Genomic DNA, 16,362 nt, shown 5'->3' with positions numbered 1-16,362 from the left:
CAAAAAGGCCAGCATAGTGCTGGCCTTTTGTGGGTAAATTACGTGCTTGATAAGCTATAAAAATTAATGCAGCGTTTTATTGCCGCCTGAAGCTTGCGTATACAGTTCGGTAACTTCTGTTTCATCGAATGTATATGTTGTGCCACAGTAATCACAGTGTAAAGAAACCGATCCTACTTCAGCTAAAATGTCGTAAATTTCAGCTTTCTCAACGGTAATGATTGCCGCGCCGCTGCGCTCACGTGAACAGCCACAGTGGAACGCTACTGGTTGAGGTTCGTACACACGTACTTTGTCTTGGTTGTATAGACGGTATAGTAGATCGTTCGCTTCTAGGCCAAACAGTTCTTCGTCTTTTACGGTGTTAGTCAGTTGCTCTAGGTGCTCGAAGTCATCTGGAGAACCAGTGCCATCAGGAATAACCTGAATAAGCATACCCGCCGCGTGCGGTTTACCTTCGAATTCGCCAGTGCGGATCCAAAGACGCGTTTTTAGCTGCTCAGAGTTAGCGAAGTAACCTTCTAACACTTCCGTCAGGTTTTCACCTTCTAGACCAACCACACCTTGGTAGCGCTCGCCTTTTTTCGGCTCGATAGTGATAACTAGGTAACCTTTACCCATCATTTCGTGCAGGCTAGCGTCATCAGCGATGTCACCTTCCCAGCGCGCCACTCCACGAACTTGTTGGTTGTGGTCGCCATTGATTACTGCAAGAGAAACAGGGCCGTCACCTTGAAGTTGGATTGTGATTGAGCCTTCGAATTTAAGAGTTGCAGTCAAAAGAGTCGTTGAAACGAGTAGCTCACCCAACAGTTTTTGTACTGCTGCCGGATATTCCTTGCTGGAGATAATACGTTGGTACGCTTCATCCAATTGTACCAACTCGCCACGCACTGAAAGATCTTCGAATAGGTAGCGGTTTAAAACATTATTTGCCATGGAGTGCTTTCCTCGTCGGTAATTCCGGCTTTTATTGGTGTTTGAACTTAATGATGTCTCGGCGCTGCTTTTTATCTGGGCGGCGTTCCGGACTAGGGTTGTGGGCGTTAAGTTTGCGTTGTGTCGCGTGTTCCTCACGTTTCGCTATACTTTCATTAGTTTCGCGATACAGGGTCTGTGCGACAGGGGCGCCTCGTCGTTGATCAGAAATCTTTTCGATAATTACGGTTTTTTCTTCGTTGCCTTGACGAAGTCTGATCTCAGCGCCCAACTCAACGATTTTACTCGGCTTGCTTCGTTGGCCATTATAGTGGACTTTACCACCATCGACCATATTACGAGCGATAGAGCGGGTTTTATAAAATCTTGCGGCCCATAGCCATTTATCTAGCCTAACGGCTTCATTTAGGGAACTCATAGAACACTACGCTATCTAATCACTGCCCGAATGTGGCAATGAGTGCTGGATTATTCACCTACAGATGGAGTCAAGGCGTATTTTTTTCAAGGGAGTTGGCAAAAACTGCATAAGAAAAAGGTATGAAAAGGAAGTTGTGATATAGTTCACTGCTCTTTGTTGAGTAATAATTTTATTGCAAATTTAGCAATTTAGAGTCGATAGTTATATTTTTATAGCCCAATTGACTAACGTTAGAATAAAGGAATCAATTCAGTGAAGCGTTTAGAGCTAAGTGCAGGATTATCAAGCAGACCGCTACTGGCTCAGATCAAGTCCAACCACCACGCAATTCAAGCGAAGCTCAGTTTGCTACTTACTTGCCTATTTATTGCGATAACTGGGTGGATACTCGGTAAAGTGGTGTGGTTAGCAATCCCTCAAACGTCTGATGTGCCAAAATGGAGGCCGTCGGCGGGTAACGTTATTGCCAGCAATAAATCGAATACGATTGATTTCAATGCCCTTCAAAGCGCCAACTTATTTGGCAAATACACCGAACAAAAGCCTGTGGTCGTTGAGCAACCTGTTGTGAAAGACGCCCCAAAAACACGCCTGAATCTTACCCTTGTTGGCGCCGTTGCTAGCAGCAATCCTCAAACCAGCTTAGCGGTGATCGCTAACCGTGGTAAGCAAGCGACCTACGGAATTAGCGAAGAAATTGAAGGTACGCGTGCCACACTAAAAGCGGTGTTGGTCGATCGCGTTATCATCGATAACGAAGGCCGAGATGAAACTCTAATGCTGGAAGGCGTTGAGTATAAAAAATTGTCAGAATCGCCGCAGGCTACTCGAGTGCAAGCTGCACAGAAAGAACCTGCGCCAGATGTGAGTGACAAACTAGAGCAAATCCGAGAGGAGATTGCGAAAGATCCACAGAGTGTCTTTAAATACATCACCATTTCTCCAGTGAAAAAAGACGACGCCATTATTGGCTACCGAGTTTCTCCGGGTCGTGATGCGGCGTTATTTAATGATGTGGGTCTAGAACCTGGTGATATTGCGGTGCAACTTAATGGGATCGATTTAAGTGATCCATCTTCTTCAGTACAACTGATGCAAGTGATGAGCGATCCGCAAGAACTGAATTTGACTGTTGAGCGAGATGGTCAGCAGTACGACATCTATATCCAATTGTAATACTTAGGCAACCAGCGTAAGTTCAGGGAGACATACGTGAAACATTGGTTTAGCAAAAGTGCTTGGTTACTGGCAGGGAGTCTACTCTGCGTTCCAGGTGCGATGGCAAATGAATTTAGTGCGAGTTTCAAAGGCACTGACATTCAAGAATTTATCAACATTGTTGGTCGTAACTTAGAAAAGACCATCATCGTTGACCCTTCGGTGCGCGGTAAAATCGACGTTCGCAGCTACGACGTGTTAAATGAAGAGCAATATTACAGCTTCTTCCTTAACGTGTTGGAAGTGTACGGCTATGCAGTCGTAGAAATGGACAACGGCGTACTCAAAGTCATCAAAGCAAAAGACTCTAAGACCTCTGCAATCCCTGTTATGGGTGATGGTAGCGCAAAAGGCGATAGCGTCATCACTCGCGTGGTTGCTGTGCGAAATGTCTCTGTTCGTGAATTGTCACCGCTATTGCGCCAGCTGATTGATAACGCCGGGGCGGGTAACGTGGTTCATTACGATCCAGCTAACATCATCCTGATCACCGGTCGTGCAGCGGTAGTAAACCGTCTAGCAGAAATCATCAAACGCGTTGACCAAGCTGGTGACAAAGAGATCGAGCTAGTAGAGCTTCGCAATGCCTCGGCTGCTGAAATGGTTCGTATCGTAGAAGCCCTGAACAAAACGACCAACCAAAAGAGTACGCCTGAGTTTCTTGAGCCAAAAATCGTCGCGGATGAGCGTACGAACTCGATTCTGATTTCTGGCGATCCGAAAGTACGTGCACGCCTGAAACGTTTGATTCGTCAACTTGACGTAGAAATGGCAACGAAAGGTAACAACCGAGTGGTTTACCTTAAGTATGCAAAAGCAGAAGACCTAGTTGATGTACTGAAAGGTGTCTCTGACAACCTGCAAGCCGAAAAACAAGCGGGTCAAAAAGGTGCATCCAGTGCACAACGCGGTGAAGTCGTGATTGCGGCTCATGAAGCAACCAACTCACTTGTTCTGACTGCGCCGCCAGATATCATGATGGCTTTGCAAGACGTAATTTCTCAATTAGATATTCGCCGTGCTCAGGTTCTGATTGAAGCCTTGATTGTTGAAATGGCCGAAGGTGATGGTATTAACCTAGGCGTTCAGTGGGGGTCACTAGAAACGGGTGCTGTGATCCAGTACGGCAACACAGGTGCGCCAATCGGCCAAGTCATGGTTGGTTTGGAAGAAGCGAAAGACGTTACCAAAACGGAAAGCTACTGGAATAGTGACACGAACAAGTGGGAAAACCGTCAGTACACTGAAGAAGGTGACTACTCAACACTTGCATCTGCTCTTGGCGGCGTAAATGGTGCAGCAATGAGCATCGTGATGGGTGACTGGACGGCGCTAATTAGTGCGGTTGCTTCGGATTCCAACTCAAACATCCTGTCTTCTCCAAGTATCACTGTGATGGATAACGGCGAAGCCTCATTCATCGTGGGTGAAGAAGTGCCTGTTATTACTGGCTCGACTGCTGGTTCAAACAACGACAACCCATTCCAAACCGTTGATCGTAAAGAAGTTGGCATCAAGCTCAAAGTTGTACCACAGATCAACGAAGGTGATTCTGTTCAGCTAAATATCGAACAAGAAGTCTCTAACGTATTGGGTGCCAATGGTGCCGTTGACGTTCGTTTCGCGAAGCGCCAACTTAACACTTCCGTGATGATTCAAGATGGTCAGATGCTGGTGCTAGGTGGTTTAGTTGATGAACGTGCACTAGAAAGTGAATCGAAAGTGCCACTGCTTGGTGATATTCCAGTATTGGGGCACTTGTTCAAATCAACCAGCACGCAAACCGAAAAACGTAACTTGATGGTCTTCATTAAGCCGACCATCATCCGTGATGGTATGACCGCAGATGGTATCACTCAGCGCAAATACAACTTTATTCGTGCAGAGCAGCTTTACAAAGCTGACCAAGGCTTGAAATTGATGCCAGATGAGAAGATCCCTGTGATCCCAGCATTTGGCCAAGATCGTAAGCATCCTGCTGAAATTCAAGCGTTTATCGATCAAATGGAAAAGAACTAATGGTAGATATGTTAGACACTGCGCCAAGTATGCGTCGTCTGCCATTCAGTTTTGCCAATCGCTTTAAACTGGTTTTGGAGACTGAGCATCCTGAGCGTCCTCCAATTCTTTACTATGTGGAGCCGCTAAATCCTGCGGCTCTGGTTGAAGTACGTCGTGTGCTTAAGCGCAGCTTCGTGCCTCAAGCTATCGACAAAGAATCCTTCGATAAAAAGCTGACTGAAGCGTATCAACGTGATTCATCAGAAGCTCGTCAATTGATGGAAGATATCGGTGCCGACAGTGACGATTTCTTCTCGTTGGCAGAAGAGCTACCGCATGATGAGGACTTGTTAGAGTCGGAAGACGATGCGCCAATCATCAAATTGATCAATGCCATGTTGGGTGAAGCGATCAAAGAAGGTGCGTCCGATATCCATATCGAAACGTTTGAAAAGACGCTTTCTATCCGCTTCCGTGTCGACGGCGTTCTGCGTGAAGTCTTGACGCCAAGTCGTAAGCTTGCGCCGTTATTGGTGTCGCGTGTGAAGGTTATGGCGAAGCTCGATATTGCTGAAAAGCGTGTGCCTCAAGATGGTCGTATCTCGCTACGTATTGGTGGCCGAGCGGTCGACGTGCGTGTTTCTACCATGCCATCCTCTCACGGTGAACGCGTGGTAATGCGTCTGTTAGATAAAAACGCAACGCGCCTTGACCTGCACAGTTTGGGCATGACTCCTTCGGTACACGACAACTTCCGTCACCTCATTGGTCGCCCGCACGGAATCATCTTGGTGACCGGCCCTACGGGTTCTGGTAAATCGACCACTTTGTACGCCGGCTTGCAAGAAATCAATAGCAACGAGCGCAACATTCTGACGGTGGAAGACCCAATCGAATTTGATATCGATGGCATTGGCCAGACCCAAGTTAACCCGAAAGTCGACATGACATTTGCGCGTGGTCTACGTGCGATCTTACGTCAGGACCCGGATGTGGTGATGGTTGGTGAGATCCGTGACTTAGAAACCGCGCAAATTGCGGTGCAAGCGTCTTTGACTGGTCACTTGGTAATGTCGACGCTGCATACCAACACCGCTGTTGGTGCGATCACGCGTCTGCGTGATATGGGCATTGAACCATTTTTGATCTCCTCTTCACTGCTTGGTGTGCTAGCGCAGCGTCTGGTTCGTACGCTCTGTTCTGACTGTAAAGAACCTTACGAAGCGGACAGCGAACAGAAAAAATTGTTTGGCATGACAGAAAGTGAATCGCTCATTCTACATCGCGCGAAAGGCTGTGAAGCGTGTAACCAAAAAGGTTATCGCGGACGTACCGGCATTCATGAATTAGTGCTTGTCGATGAAACGGTTCAAGAGCTGATTCACCGCGAAGCAGGTGAGCAAGAAGTGGAAAAAGCCGTTCGTAATCATACGCCAAGTATTCGTAGTGATGGTCTAAGCAAAGTACGTCGTGGTATTACGTCACTTGAAGAAGTGATGCGAGTGACGAAGGAAGCGTAATGGCAGCATTTGAATACAAAGCGCTGGATGCAAAAGGCAAACAAAAAAAAGGCACGATTGAAGGGGATAACGCTCGTCAAGTGCGCCAACGACTGAAAGAACAAGGAATGATCCCTGTTGAGGTCGTGGAAGCCAAAGCAAAGGCGGCTAAGTCTTCAGGCTCAGTGGGCTTCAAACGTGGTATCAAAACGGCTGAACTGGCTCTGATCACGCGTCAATTATCCACACTTGTTCAATCAGGTATGCCTCTTGAAGAGTGTCTTCGAGCAGTTTCTGAACAAGCAGAAAAGCCACGAATTCGCACCATGATCGCTGCCGTTCGCTCCAAAGTCACCGAAGGTTACCCATTGGCAGATAGCCTAGGTGATTATCCACACGTCTTTGACGAACTGTTTCGCTCTATGGTCGCCGCGGGTGAAAAATCTGGACACCTCGATACGGTTTTAGAGCGCTTGGCGGAGTACGTCGAAAACCGTCAGAAAATGCGTTCTAAGCTGTTGCAAGCGATGATCTACCCTGTCGTATTAGTGGTGTTTGCGGTGGCGATTGTCTCGTTCTTGTTGGCGACCGTGGTACCCAAAATCATCGAGCCGATCATTCAAATGGGGCAAGAGTTGCCACAGTCAACGCAATTTTTGCTGGCGGCTAGTGAGTTCGTCCAAGAGTGGGGGCTGATTATCTTTGCCGTGCTAGTAGTTTGTTTTTATGGCTTAAAACTGGCATTGCAAAAACCAGATTTTCGCTTGTCTTGGGACAGAAAAATCATCAGCTTGCCGCTCGTCGGTAAGATTTCTAAAGGCCTCAATACCGCTCGCTTCGCTCGTACCTTGTCGATCTGTACTTCAAGTGCGATCCCAATTCTTGAAGGTATGCGAGTGGCGGTTGATGTGATGTCGAACCGTTACGTAAAGCAGCAAGTGTTGATTGCTGCAGACAACGTCCGTGAAGGGGCAAGCTTGCGTAAAGCTCTGGATCAAACCCGTCTATTCCCACCGATGATGCTGCATATGATCGCCAGTGGTGAGCAGAGTGGTGAGTTAGAAAGCATGCTGACGCGTGCGGCGGACAACCAAGACCAAAACTTTGAATCTACGGTCAATATTGCGTTGGGAGTGTTCACTCCTGCCTTGATCGCATTAATGGCTGGATTGGTGTTATTCATTGTCATGGCGACCTTGATGCCGATGCTAGAAATGAATAACTTGATGAGCGGATAATATTCGAATTAAGGCGTGTCTAAATTAAGACGTGGCTTGAATCTAACTTTCGGAGAAAAAAATGAAATTTAAGCGTAGTAAGCAACACGGTTTCACACTGTTAGAAGTGATGGTAGTTGTTGTTATCTTGGGTATTTTGGCAAGTTTTGTTGTTCCAAACTTGCTAGGCAACAAAGAAAAGGCAGACCAACAAAAAGCGATCACTGACATTGTGGCGTTAGAGAACGCGTTGGATATGTACAAGCTAGACAACAGCGTGTACCCAACGACAGACCAAGGTCTAGACGCATTGGTTACTAAGCCTTCTAACCCAGAACCGCGCAACTACCGTGATGGTGGTTACATCAAGCGTCTTCCAAATGACCCTTGGGGCAATGCATACCAATACCTAAGCCCTGGTGACAACGGCACGATTGATATCTTCACTTTAGGTGCGGATGGTCAAGAGGGCGGTGAAGGTCCAGCAGCGGATATTGGCAACTGGAACATGCAAGACTTCCAATAAAATGAGCGCAAGCCAGCACTAATGAAACAAATGCGAAAACATAACGGTTTTACATTAATAGAAATCCTATTGGTGCTGGTTTTGCTATCTCTTACCGCGGTGGCGGTGATCACTACGTTGCCTACCAGTCAAAAAGACCTCTCTAAACAATACGCGCAAAGTTTCTTTCAGCGTTTGCAGTTGCTTAACGAAGAAGCCGTACTCAGCGGTAAAGATTTTGGTGTGCGTGTCGACGATACGAAAAAGACTTACACCCTGCTTAGCTTGACCGCTGAAGGCTGGAAGCCGCTAGAAATGAAGCAAATTCCAAGCAAAACCAAATTAGAAGATGACATTGCATTGCAATTGGATCTAGGTGGCGGTGCTTGGGATAAAGACGATCGTTTGTTCGAGCCGGGTTCACTGTTTGAAGACATGTTTGCCGACGAAACTGAAGAAAAGAAAGTGAAACCACCGCAAGTCTTCATTTTCTCGAGCGCAGAAGTCACGCCGTTTACCTTGTCTTTTTTCCCACAAAAAGGCGATGCGTTTAACGATGGTTGGCGAGTGATCGGAAAAGAGAGTGGGCAAATTCTGTTGGTAGCGCCAGGTGAAGAAGTGGAAGAGGATGCGAATGCGCAATTTTAAGCAAACTCAACCAAACTTAAACCGTCGCCGAGTGCGAGGGATGACGTTGCTTGAAGTGTTGGTTGCACTGGCTATTTTTGCCACCGCGGCGATCAGTGTGATTCGCTCTGTGAGTCAACACATCAACACAGTCAGCTACTTAGAAGAAAAGATGTTTGCAGCAATGGTTGTGGATAACCAAATGGCGAATGTGATGCTAGATACTGGCGCGCTGAAAGCCAAGAATGGTACCGAAGAGCTAGCAGGGCGTACATGGTATTGGAAAGTCACGCCTGTAGCCACCACGCAGCCATTGCTGAAAGCATTTGATGTAAGTGTTGCGACCGCGAAAAACGCGAGTCCAGTTGTTACGGTAAGAAGCTATGTGGCGCAGTAATCCCAATCGCGCAAATAAGCGCCGTACAGCAAAAGGTTTTACACTCATTGAAGTGCTGGTGTCGATAGCAATCTTTGCCAGTTTGAGCGTGGCGGCATACCAAGTGGTGTCGCAAGTTCAGCGCAGTAATGAGTTGTCGCAAGAGCGAACTCAGCGTTTGAATGAACTGCAACGCGCCATGGTGATGATGGATAACGACTTCCGCCAAATGGCATTGCGTCAAACGCGTACCAACGGCGAAGACCCTGCCGGGCAACTGATCTTTTGGTCGGATTATTTACTCGATTCCGACGCGAAAGGCCTAATGTTTGCACGTGTGGGGTGGCATAACCCGCAGCAACAGTTCCCGCGTGGTGAAGTGACTAAAGTGGGCTATCGCGTTAAAGAAGAAACCTTGCAGCGTGTTTGGTGGCGTTATCCAGATACCCCAGTTGGGCAGGAAGGCATTGTCACTCCGTTGCTGACACAGGTGGAATCTTTCGACATGCGTTTTTATGACGGTAAACAGTGGAAGAAAGAGTGGGACAGCAATAAAGAGTTGCCGAAAGCTGTCTCAGTTGTCTTGAAGTTGAAGGATTACGGTGAAATTGCGCGCACGTATCTAACGCCAGATGGCAAGCTTGCAGAAAGTGAAAGAAACAAAGCATCGGAGGGCAACAACAATGGCTAATCGTCAGCGCGGTGTTGCTTTGATTATTGTACTGATGTTGTTGGCGATTATGGCGACCATTGCTGCCACCATGTCTGAACGTTTGTTTTTGCAGTTTCAGCGCGGTTCAAACCAAATCCATTACCAGCAAGCATATTGGTACAGTGTTGGTGTTGAAGCCTTAGCTGAAGTGGGTATCGAGCAGAGCTACAAAGACAGCGATACCATCAACCTCAGCCAACCTTGGGCGATTAAAGAACAAGTGTACCCATTGGACTATGGTCAAGCAGCAGGGCGTATTTGGGATAAGCAAGCGTGCTTTAACCTCAATGTGTTAAGTCGAGTGCAGCCGACCGGACAACAAACCACTCGACCATATTTGGTTCAAGTGCTGCAGCGTTTGTTAGAAGAGTCGGATGTAGAGCCGTATCAAGCGGAAGTGATTGCCGATTCCACTTGGGAATACATTGATTCAGACAGCACAGTACGTTCAACCACCGGCGTGGAAGACAGCACCTACGAATCGATGAAACCTTCGTATTTAGCGGCTAATGGTTGGATGGCAGACAAAACTGAACTGCGCGCGGTATATCAAGTGAGTGGTGAAATTTATCAAAAGATTGAGCCCTTGGTATGTGCGATCCCAAGTGATGATTGGCGTTTAAACGTCAACACGATAGAGGTGGAACAAGCGCCGATTTTAGTCGCTATGTTTTCACCGAACTTGAGCAGCAGCGATGCGGTTCAACTGATAGAAAAGCGTCCCTTCGATGGTTGGGACAGCGTAGATGAATTTCTAGCGGAGTCAGAATTAACTGGCTTGAGCGATGATGTAAAGAAAAACGCCAAAGGCTATTTAGGAGTGGATAGCTCCTTCTTCGAATTGGATGCACAAGTGTTGGTGGATGATTCACGAGTACGTATCCGAAGCCTTTTGCAAAGTACAAATAGAGAAACGGTGACGGTCGTTCGCCGTCGTTTTGGAGGGATCAGTGAGCGAGTTTCTGACCGTTCGGCTGAGTAGCGAACAACAAAGTACCATTCCTTGGGTGGTGTGGTCGACAGAACAACAGGAAGTGATTGCCAGCGGTGAACTTGCCGGATGGGAACACTTGGACGAGTTGGTATCGTATACTGGCCAGCGCCAAGTCATCGCTTTACTAGCGAGTAATGATGTGGTGTTAACTCAGGTGGACATTCCGCCTGGTGCCACACGTCAGTTCGACAACATGTTGCCTTATTTGATTGAAGATGAAGTCGCGCAAGATGTGGATAGCTTGCACTTCACCGTATTGGGTAAGCAAGCGGATAAAGCACAAGTGTGTGCGGTCGAGCGTGCATGGGTACAAACCGTGCTACAGCGTTTTGCTAGCCAAGGGTTGACCATCAAACGCATCTTGCCAGATGTATTGGCATTGCCTGTCAGTGATGACAACAGCAGTGCGGCACTGATTGGTGAGCAATGGCTAATTCGTCACTCAGAGACGGAAGGCGCGGTGGTGGATTCGGCGTGGCTGGACCTTTATCTCTCTTCTTACCTGCAAAACCATGAAGGTTGGCAACTCGAATGCTACAGTTCCGTGCCAGAATCGACGGTTGAGAGCGTATGGGTTCCTAAGCCAGAAGAAATGACGATGGCGTTGCTCGCAAAAGGCGTCGCGAGTAGTAAAACGAACCTGTTAACTGGCGAGTTTAAGCCGAAGTCTTCTTGGGGTAAGTACTGGAAAGTTTGGCAAAAGGCGGCTATCGCTGCGGGCGTTTTGTTAGTGGTGGTCGTGGCTCAGCAACTTCTCGTCGTCCACAAGTACGAGGCGCAAGCACAAGCCTATCGTGAAGAAAGCGAACGTATTTTCCGTCAGGTTTTCCCAAACAAGAATCGAATTCCGACCGTAAGTTATTTAAAGCGTCAAATGACAGATGAAGAGCGCCGTTTATCTGGTGGCTCAACAGATGTTGCGATGTTGTCTTGGCTTGCTGCCTTGCCAGCAACGCTTGGTCAGGTGAAAGATCTAGAAATCACCAGTTTTAAGTATGACGGCCAACGTGGTGAAGTGCGCATTCACGCACGTAGCTCAGACTTCCAGCCTTTTGAGCAGGCTCGTGTGAAGTTGGCTGAGAAGTTTAATGTTGAGCAAGGTCAGCTTAATCGCAGCGATAACGTTGTGATGGGTAGCTTTGTGTTGAAGCGTCAGTGAGGTGATGATGAAGAATTTAATTTCTCAAGCGCAAGCTTGGTGGAGTGGCATCTCTCAGCGTGAACAACGACTTGTGCTGGGCTGTGGTGCATTCGCCATCCTTGGCATTCTTTACTGGGGGCTGCTGCAGCCGATGAGCCAACGTGCAGAGTTGGCGCAATCTCGTATCCAAAGTGAAAAGCAATTGCTTACATGGGTACAAGACAAAGCTGATGACATTACCGCATTGAGAAAAAGCGGGGGTGTCAGTTTTTCCAATCAGCCACTTAACCAACTTGTCTCTTCATCAGCGCGCCGTTTTAAGGTGGAACTGATTCGTGTGCAACCACGCAACGACAGTGTGCAAGTGTGGATTAAACCGCTCGCATTCAACCAGTTGGTGGATTGGCTACGCTACTTGAAAGAGCAGCAAGGCATTGAAGTTGAATTTTTAGACATCGATCGTACAGACCAAGCGGGCATGATTGATGTGAACCGTCTGCAATTTAAGCGAGGTTAAGGTGAAGCGAGCAGTACTTTACGTTGTAATCTTTATCGTTTGTTTTTCTGTTAGCTTGATCATGGGGTTACCTGTTTCTTGGGTTCTCCAGCAAGCCCCCACTGTGAAAGGGCTCGACATACAAGGTGCTCACGGTTCCGTTTGGCAAGGTCAGGCTTCTAGCGTGCGTTGGCAGCGTCAAAACCTAGGGCAAGTGAATTGGGATTTCCAATGGTCTAGCTTGTTTACCGGCAAAGCCGAATTTTCGGTACGTTTTGGGCGCGGCAGCGATATGAACATTCGCGGTCGAGGTTTAGTTGGATACAGTCTCAGCGATGGCCCTTACGCGGAAAATTTGGTGGCGTCGATCCCGGCATCGAAAGCCGTCGAACAAGCGCGCCTGCCGGTGCCTGTTAGTGTTGATGGCCAGCTGGAGTTGAACATTCGTCATGCGACTTACGCAGCTCCGTGGTGTAAAACTGGTGAAGGCACATTGGTTTGGAGTGCCAGTGGCATTCAAAGTCCAGTGGGAAGCTTAGAGCTCGGCCCTGTTATTGCTGATTTGAAATGCCAGGATAGCGTGCTAACTGCATCAGGTGAGCAAACCAGTAAGCAAGTTTCCTCGGCGTTTTCAGCGGAGCTGATGCCGAATCAACGCTATTCAACGAAAGCGTGGTTTAAACCTGGCGCAGATTTCCCATCAAGCATGGGGGAGCAGTTGAAATGGCTTGGACAGCCAAACGCACAAGGTCAATACGAGTTTGACTATAAAGGCAGATTCTAATTTTAAGCCAACGTAATACAGAAAAGAGCTGCCAATGTGCAGCTCTTTTTGTTTTTGGATCATAGTAGGCCAAACCCTCTATTCGCTTTACGTAAATAAACGAGGGACAAAGTTGGTTGTTTAAGTGGTTGTATTTTAATTGGATTGTGTGGTTTGTGCAGTTTGATTAGCTTTAGGTATATGGCAGGTCAAATACTGTTAAAGCTGCTCATGCGGAAAAAGAAAAGGCCGTGAACGGAATTCACGGCCTAATGATACAAGTTGAGTTACGCAAGTATAAGTACTTAATCTTTGCGTTGCAGGATGTCATCCCAAGGCAAATTCGTATCGCCCAGCACGATAAAGTTCGGGTTCTCTAGCGTTTCCCGTTCGTTGTAAGACAAAGGTTCGAGGTGAGTGCTGAGAATACGTCCGCCGGCTTCTTCCACGATGCATTGCGTTGCTGCTGTATCCCATTCGCCAGTAGGGCCCAAACGTAAATAGCAATCGACCGCTCCTTCCGCCACCAAACACGCTTTTAGTGCTGCAGAACCGAGAGGAATTAAGTCGTAGTTCCAAGCGCTGCTCATGCGGCTGGTGATGCGATTAATGTCTTGGCGACGGCTGATAGCAATGGCAATGTTTTGTCCTGCTTGTTCATGTTTGTGCGTGTGGATTTTCACGCTTTCAGACATGTCTGGGATTTTCCACGCACCTTTGCCGCTGTATGCGTAATACGTGACGCCAGAAACAGGCCCATACACCACGCCCATCGCTGGTTTGTTGTTGTCAATTAACGCAATGATAGTCGCAAAGTCGCCACTGCGTGCAATGAATTCTTGTGTGCCATCTAATGGGTCGACCAACCAATAACGCTGCCATTGTGCGCGCTGCTCTAAGCTGATGTCGGCGGCTTCTTCAGACAACACGGGGATGTCTGGTGTCAGTTCACTTAAACGTTCAGTGATGAGTTTGTGCGCGGCAATATCGGCGCTTGTGACCGGTGTTTCATCACTTTTGGTATACGCTTCATATTGCTTTTTCTCGTAGATATCGAGAATCATTTGTCCCGCACTGCGGGCAATTTCGATAACTTGAGGAAGCAGGTGAGATAGATCTTTTGTCATTGGCATAGGTGATAGTCCTTACTCACAATATTTTCGGTTTACACCGTTATTGATTGTTGTTGTGAGTGGTGTTTGGTAAGTGTTTCAGTGCCAACATTAACGCCGTGATGCTTCGTGCTTCACAGAAGTCCAAATGCGTTAATAGCTCTTCGGCTTGTGCGAGTGGCCAGCGCACAATTTCTAACGGCTCTGGTTCGTCACCTTCTTGCTTTTCAGGGTATAGCGATTGACCTAGAAACAGCGTCATCTTGCTCGAAAAATAAGAAGGAGCAAGGATCACTTGTTTTAACGGGGTGAGTTCCTTACAACCAAAACCAATTTCTTCTTTTAGTTCTCGGTCAGCGGCCTGATGTGGCGTTTCACCGGGATCGATAAGACCTTTAGGAAAACCCAGTTCGTAGCGCTCTGTACCAGCAGCGTATTCACGTACCAACAGTAAATCGCCCTGCTCGGTTACCGGTACAACCATTACGGCATCGCGACCACTTGGCTTCATGCGCTCATAAGTGCGATGCTCGCCATTGGAGAAGCGAAGGTCGAGGGCTTCCACAGCAAACAGTTTTGATCGAGCGACCGTCTGACAAGAGAGAATCTCTGGTGGGGTCCTTTTCGACATGGCGCTGACTCCTTGGTGTCGTTGGCTTTTGTAAGGTGCGTAAGATTCTTAATATATGAGAACTCTGCAAGAGTTGCTAGTTTGATTTCATCGCTTCGGCAGTGTTCGCTCGATAACCTTGAAAGAGGTCGTGTGTGACGAAGAATCTCACGTGTTTAATGGATTGTTCAGATACAAAAATGGGAGACCAAAGCCTCCCATTTTCACCGACGATAAGCTCTTAGTAGTAAGAGTGGTCACCACGGTCGTGTTCTGTTGCATCTCGAACTGCTGTTAGCTCACCAACGAACTGGTTTAGTAGCTCTTTCTCGATGCCTTCTTTTAGTGTTACGTCAACCATTGAACAACCGTTACAGCCGCCACCGAATGCAACGATAGCTACGCCTGCTTCAGTTATCTCAACCAAGTTCACGTGACCGCCGTGGCCAGCAAGCTGTGGGTTAACTTGAGTTTGGATAACGTACTCAACACGCTCAACAAGTGGCGCATCGTCCGACACTTTACGCATTTTTGCGTTTGGTGCTTTCAATGTCAGTTGAGAACCCATTTTGTCGGTAACGAAGTCGATTTCAGCGTCTTCAAGGAAAGGTAGGCTTAGCTCATCCACGTAAGCTGAAAAACCTGCGTAAGGGATCTCAGTGTCGGTCGCTTCAACCGCTTCTGGTGGGCAGTAAGATACGCCACACTCAGCGTTTTGTGTACCTGGGTTCACAACGAAAATACGAATGTTAGTGCCTTCTGGCTGTTGGCCTAGAAGGTTAGCGAAATGCGTTTGCGCAGTTTCTGTAATAGTAATATTTGACACGACGAATACCTGAGTAATTTTGTAGGTTACTGCTGCTATTCTACTCCTGTTGACGTATGGGTCTAGTCTTTTTGATGCTAAGGCATGGCGAAGCGATCTAGACAGCACCAGGAGCAGGGGTTCTGCAGATGCAGTAAATATCGACGGTTTCTACGCCAACTTCAAGTAGTAAATGACATAATTGTCGAACCGTGCTTCCCGTCGTGACCACATCATCTACTATTGCGACGTGGTTATACTTTGGTGGCTGATTTAAGGTGAAAGCGCCTTTTAAATTCTGTTCTCGACTGGATTTCTTGTACCCGCGCTGCGACTGGGCGTGTTTTACGCGGCGAAACACGTGATTATCAAACCTCACATTAAGGTGGCCAGCCAAATGTCGCGCCAATATGTCGCTCTGATTAAAGCCTCGATACAAGTAGCGTTGCCAGTGCAATGGCACTGTGGTGATAAGCGGAGCGGGAGTTGAAATGCGCTGGGCAAGCAATTGCGTTAAAGCGCGAACATGCCATGTTTGTCCGTGATCTTTGAAGCGTTGTACTTCTCGAGACAGCGGAAAATCGTAGTCTCCCAAGGTAAATAGCCGTTGCCACGGTGGAGGCTCGGAGAGGCACTCGCCGCAAATACTCTCTATATTCGCTTCCTCAGCTTTTAAGCTCAATCCACAGCGTTGGCAGCGTTTTACTGGCGTAAGATATTGATAACAGTGACCACACCAACGCAGCGCATTGGGTTGAGCGGCAGCCTGAATCGGGAAACGACATAAACCGCATTGACTGCTGAGCACACGATGCATGATGTTTTGCCAGTGATGAGATAACATACCGCTTATTCAAGGTTAGATTTTGCACAGCCTAACGCTTGAGTGAAGCAATAAGGAATAAAATAAGTGGGAGAGATTGAGA

General features: G+C 47.6%; 18 protein-coding genes. 12 read left to right on the top strand and 6 right to left on the bottom strand.

What is annotated here, in order from left to right; genetic code table 11:
• Nucleotides 1–63: 63 nt before the first annotated feature.
• Complete coding sequence (hslO, locus tag OU793_RS04340) at nt 64–939, bottom strand: Hsp33 family molecular chaperone HslO (protein WP_005465326.1); 876 nt, start codon at nt 937–939, stop codon at nt 64–66.
• 31 nt (nt 940–970) lie between these two features.
• Complete coding sequence (gene hslR / locus OU793_RS04335; protein ID WP_005465328.1) at nt 971–1,357, bottom strand: ribosome-associated heat shock protein Hsp15; 387 nt, start codon at nt 1,355–1,357, stop codon at nt 971–973.
• Between the two features lie 255 nt (nt 1,358–1,612).
• Here hslR and gspC point away from each other — a divergent pair, with 255 nt between their 5' ends.
• The 12 genes from gspC to OU793_RS04275 all read left to right on the top strand — a co-directional run bounded on the left by gspC (nt 1,613) and on the right by OU793_RS04275 (nt 12,930).
• Nucleotides 1,613–2,536: a type II secretion system protein GspC gene (gene gspC, locus OU793_RS04330; protein WP_025816867.1), complete on the top strand. Its 924-nt coding sequence runs from the start codon at nt 1,613–1,615 to the stop codon at nt 2,534–2,536.
• Between the two features lie 36 nt (nt 2,537–2,572).
• On the top strand, nt 2,573–4,597 hold the full coding sequence (gene gspD / locus OU793_RS04325; RefSeq protein WP_005496714.1) for a type II secretion system secretin GspD: 2,025 nt from the start codon (nt 2,573–2,575) through the stop codon (nt 4,595–4,597).
• Nucleotides 4,597–6,099, top strand: a complete 1,503-nt coding sequence (gspE, locus tag OU793_RS04320; RefSeq protein WP_025632841.1) for a type II secretion system ATPase GspE — start codon at nt 4,597–4,599, stop codon at nt 6,097–6,099. Before gspD ends, gspE begins: the two co-directional genes overlap by 1 nt.
• Complete coding sequence (gene gspF / locus OU793_RS04315; RefSeq protein ID WP_005465194.1) at nt 6,099–7,316, top strand: type II secretion system inner membrane protein GspF; 1,218 nt, start codon at nt 6,099–6,101, stop codon at nt 7,314–7,316. The genes gspE and gspF overlap by 1 nt, the downstream gene beginning before the upstream one ends.
• 61 nt (nt 7,317–7,377) lie before the next feature.
• The gene (gspG, locus tag OU793_RS04310) at nt 7,378–7,821 is read left to right on the top strand and encodes a type II secretion system major pseudopilin GspG (protein ID WP_005465191.1); all 444 of its coding nucleotides are present in this window, start codon (nt 7,378–7,380) and stop codon (nt 7,819–7,821) included.
• 30 nt (nt 7,822–7,851) lie between these two features.
• Complete coding sequence (gene gspH / locus OU793_RS04305) at nt 7,852–8,448, top strand: type II secretion system minor pseudopilin GspH (protein ID WP_023624183.1); 597 nt, start codon at nt 7,852–7,854, stop codon at nt 8,446–8,448.
• Nucleotides 8,435–8,824, top strand: a complete 390-nt coding sequence (gene gspI, locus OU793_RS04300; protein WP_005478722.1) for a type II secretion system minor pseudopilin GspI — start codon at nt 8,435–8,437, stop codon at nt 8,822–8,824. Before gspH ends, gspI begins: the two co-directional genes overlap by 14 nt.
• Nucleotides 8,811–9,494: a type II secretion system minor pseudopilin GspJ gene (gene gspJ / locus OU793_RS04295; protein WP_020904375.1), complete on the top strand. Its 684-nt coding sequence runs from the start codon at nt 8,811–8,813 to the stop codon at nt 9,492–9,494. The genes gspI and gspJ overlap by 14 nt, the downstream gene beginning before the upstream one ends.
• Nucleotides 9,487–10,497 carry a type II secretion system minor pseudopilin GspK gene (gspK, locus tag OU793_RS04290; protein WP_005478666.1) on the top strand — a complete coding sequence of 337 codons (1,011 nt, stop codon included), beginning with the start codon at nt 9,487–9,489 and terminating at the stop codon, nt 10,495–10,497. The genes gspJ and gspK overlap by 8 nt, the downstream gene beginning before the upstream one ends.
• The gene (gene gspL, locus OU793_RS04285; protein WP_180793842.1) at nt 10,466–11,668 is read left to right on the top strand and encodes a type II secretion system protein GspL; all 1,203 of its coding nucleotides are present in this window, start codon (nt 10,466–10,468) and stop codon (nt 11,666–11,668) included. Before gspK ends, gspL begins: the two co-directional genes overlap by 32 nt.
• 7 nt (nt 11,669–11,675) lie before the next feature.
• A complete protein-coding gene (locus OU793_RS04280) occupies nt 11,676–12,167 on the top strand; it encodes a type II secretion system protein M (RefSeq protein WP_005458943.1) in 492 nt (163 codons plus the stop codon).
• Between the two features lies 1 nt (nt 12,168).
• On the top strand, nt 12,169–12,930 hold the full coding sequence (locus OU793_RS04275; protein ID WP_005496730.1) for a type II secretion system protein N: 762 nt from the start codon (nt 12,169–12,171) through the stop codon (nt 12,928–12,930).
• 284 nt (nt 12,931–13,214) lie between these two features.
• Here the strand turns inward: OU793_RS04275 and cysQ are convergent, their stop codons facing one another.
• From cysQ to OU793_RS04255, 4 genes are all read right to left on the bottom strand, one after another.
• Nucleotides 13,215–14,042: a 3'(2'),5'-bisphosphate nucleotidase CysQ gene (cysQ, locus tag OU793_RS04270; protein ID WP_005458987.1), complete on the bottom strand. Its 828-nt coding sequence runs from the start codon at nt 14,040–14,042 to the stop codon at nt 13,215–13,217.
• A 40-nt stretch (nt 14,043–14,082) separates the two neighbouring features.
• On the bottom strand, nt 14,083–14,652 hold the full coding sequence (gene nudE, locus OU793_RS04265) for an ADP compounds hydrolase NudE (protein ID WP_005459019.1): 570 nt from the start codon (nt 14,650–14,652) through the stop codon (nt 14,083–14,085).
• A 220-nt stretch (nt 14,653–14,872) separates the two neighbouring features.
• On the bottom strand, nt 14,873–15,457 hold the full coding sequence (nfuA, locus tag OU793_RS04260; protein WP_005458964.1) for a Fe-S biogenesis protein NfuA: 585 nt from the start codon (nt 15,455–15,457) through the stop codon (nt 14,873–14,875).
• 97 nt (nt 15,458–15,554) lie between these two features.
• Nucleotides 15,555–16,280, bottom strand: coding sequence for a ComF family protein (locus OU793_RS04255; protein ID WP_069485175.1), 726 nt, complete (start codon nt 16,278–16,280; stop codon nt 15,555–15,557).
• Nucleotides 16,281–16,362 lie beyond the last annotated feature (82 nt).

It is taken from the genome of Vibrio sp. VP6 (assembly GCF_028823755.1).
GTDB lineage: Bacteria > Pseudomonadota > Gammaproteobacteria > Enterobacterales > Vibrionaceae > Vibrio > Vibrio parahaemolyticus.
Note: the sequence above shows the minus strand (reverse complement) of the source record. Positions and strands in the feature narration are given on the sequence as shown.

What these genes read in the sequence shown, in the direction of transcription:
- nudE (WP_005459019.1), bottom strand. Translation starts at nt 14,652, where the DNA reads ATGTCGAAAAGGACCCCACCAGAGATTCTCTCTTGTCAGACGGTCGCT.
- cysQ (WP_005458987.1), bottom strand. Translation starts at nt 14,042, where the DNA reads ATGCCAATGACAAAAGATCTATCTCACCTGCTTCCTCAAGTTATCGAA.
- gspH (WP_023624183.1), top strand. Translation starts at nt 7,852, where the DNA reads ATGCGAAAACATAACGGTTTTACATTAATAGAAATCCTATTGGTGCTG.
- OU793_RS04280 (WP_005458943.1), top strand. Translation starts at nt 11,676, where the DNA reads ATGAAGAATTTAATTTCTCAAGCGCAAGCTTGGTGGAGTGGCATCTCT.
- gspJ (WP_020904375.1), top strand. Translation starts at nt 8,811, where the DNA reads ATGTGGCGCAGTAATCCCAATCGCGCAAATAAGCGCCGTACAGCAAAA.
- OU793_RS04255 (WP_069485175.1), bottom strand. Translation starts at nt 16,280, where the DNA reads ATGTTATCTCATCACTGGCAAAACATCATGCATCGTGTGCTCAGCAGT.
- gspF (WP_005465194.1), top strand. Translation starts at nt 6,099, where the DNA reads ATGGCAGCATTTGAATACAAAGCGCTGGATGCAAAAGGCAAACAAAAA.
- hslR (WP_005465328.1), bottom strand. Translation starts at nt 1,357, where the DNA reads ATGAGTTCCCTAAATGAAGCCGTTAGGCTAGATAAATGGCTATGGGCC.
- gspG (WP_005465191.1), top strand. Translation starts at nt 7,378, where the DNA reads ATGAAATTTAAGCGTAGTAAGCAACACGGTTTCACACTGTTAGAAGTG.
- gspK (WP_005478666.1), top strand. Translation starts at nt 9,487, where the DNA reads ATGGCTAATCGTCAGCGCGGTGTTGCTTTGATTATTGTACTGATGTTG.
- hslO (WP_005465326.1), bottom strand. Translation starts at nt 939, where the DNA reads ATGGCAAATAATGTTTTAAACCGCTACCTATTCGAAGATCTTTCAGTG.
- gspI (WP_005478722.1), top strand. Translation starts at nt 8,435, where the DNA reads ATGCGCAATTTTAAGCAAACTCAACCAAACTTAAACCGTCGCCGAGTG.
- gspE (WP_025632841.1), top strand. Translation starts at nt 4,597, where the DNA reads ATGGTAGATATGTTAGACACTGCGCCAAGTATGCGTCGTCTGCCATTC.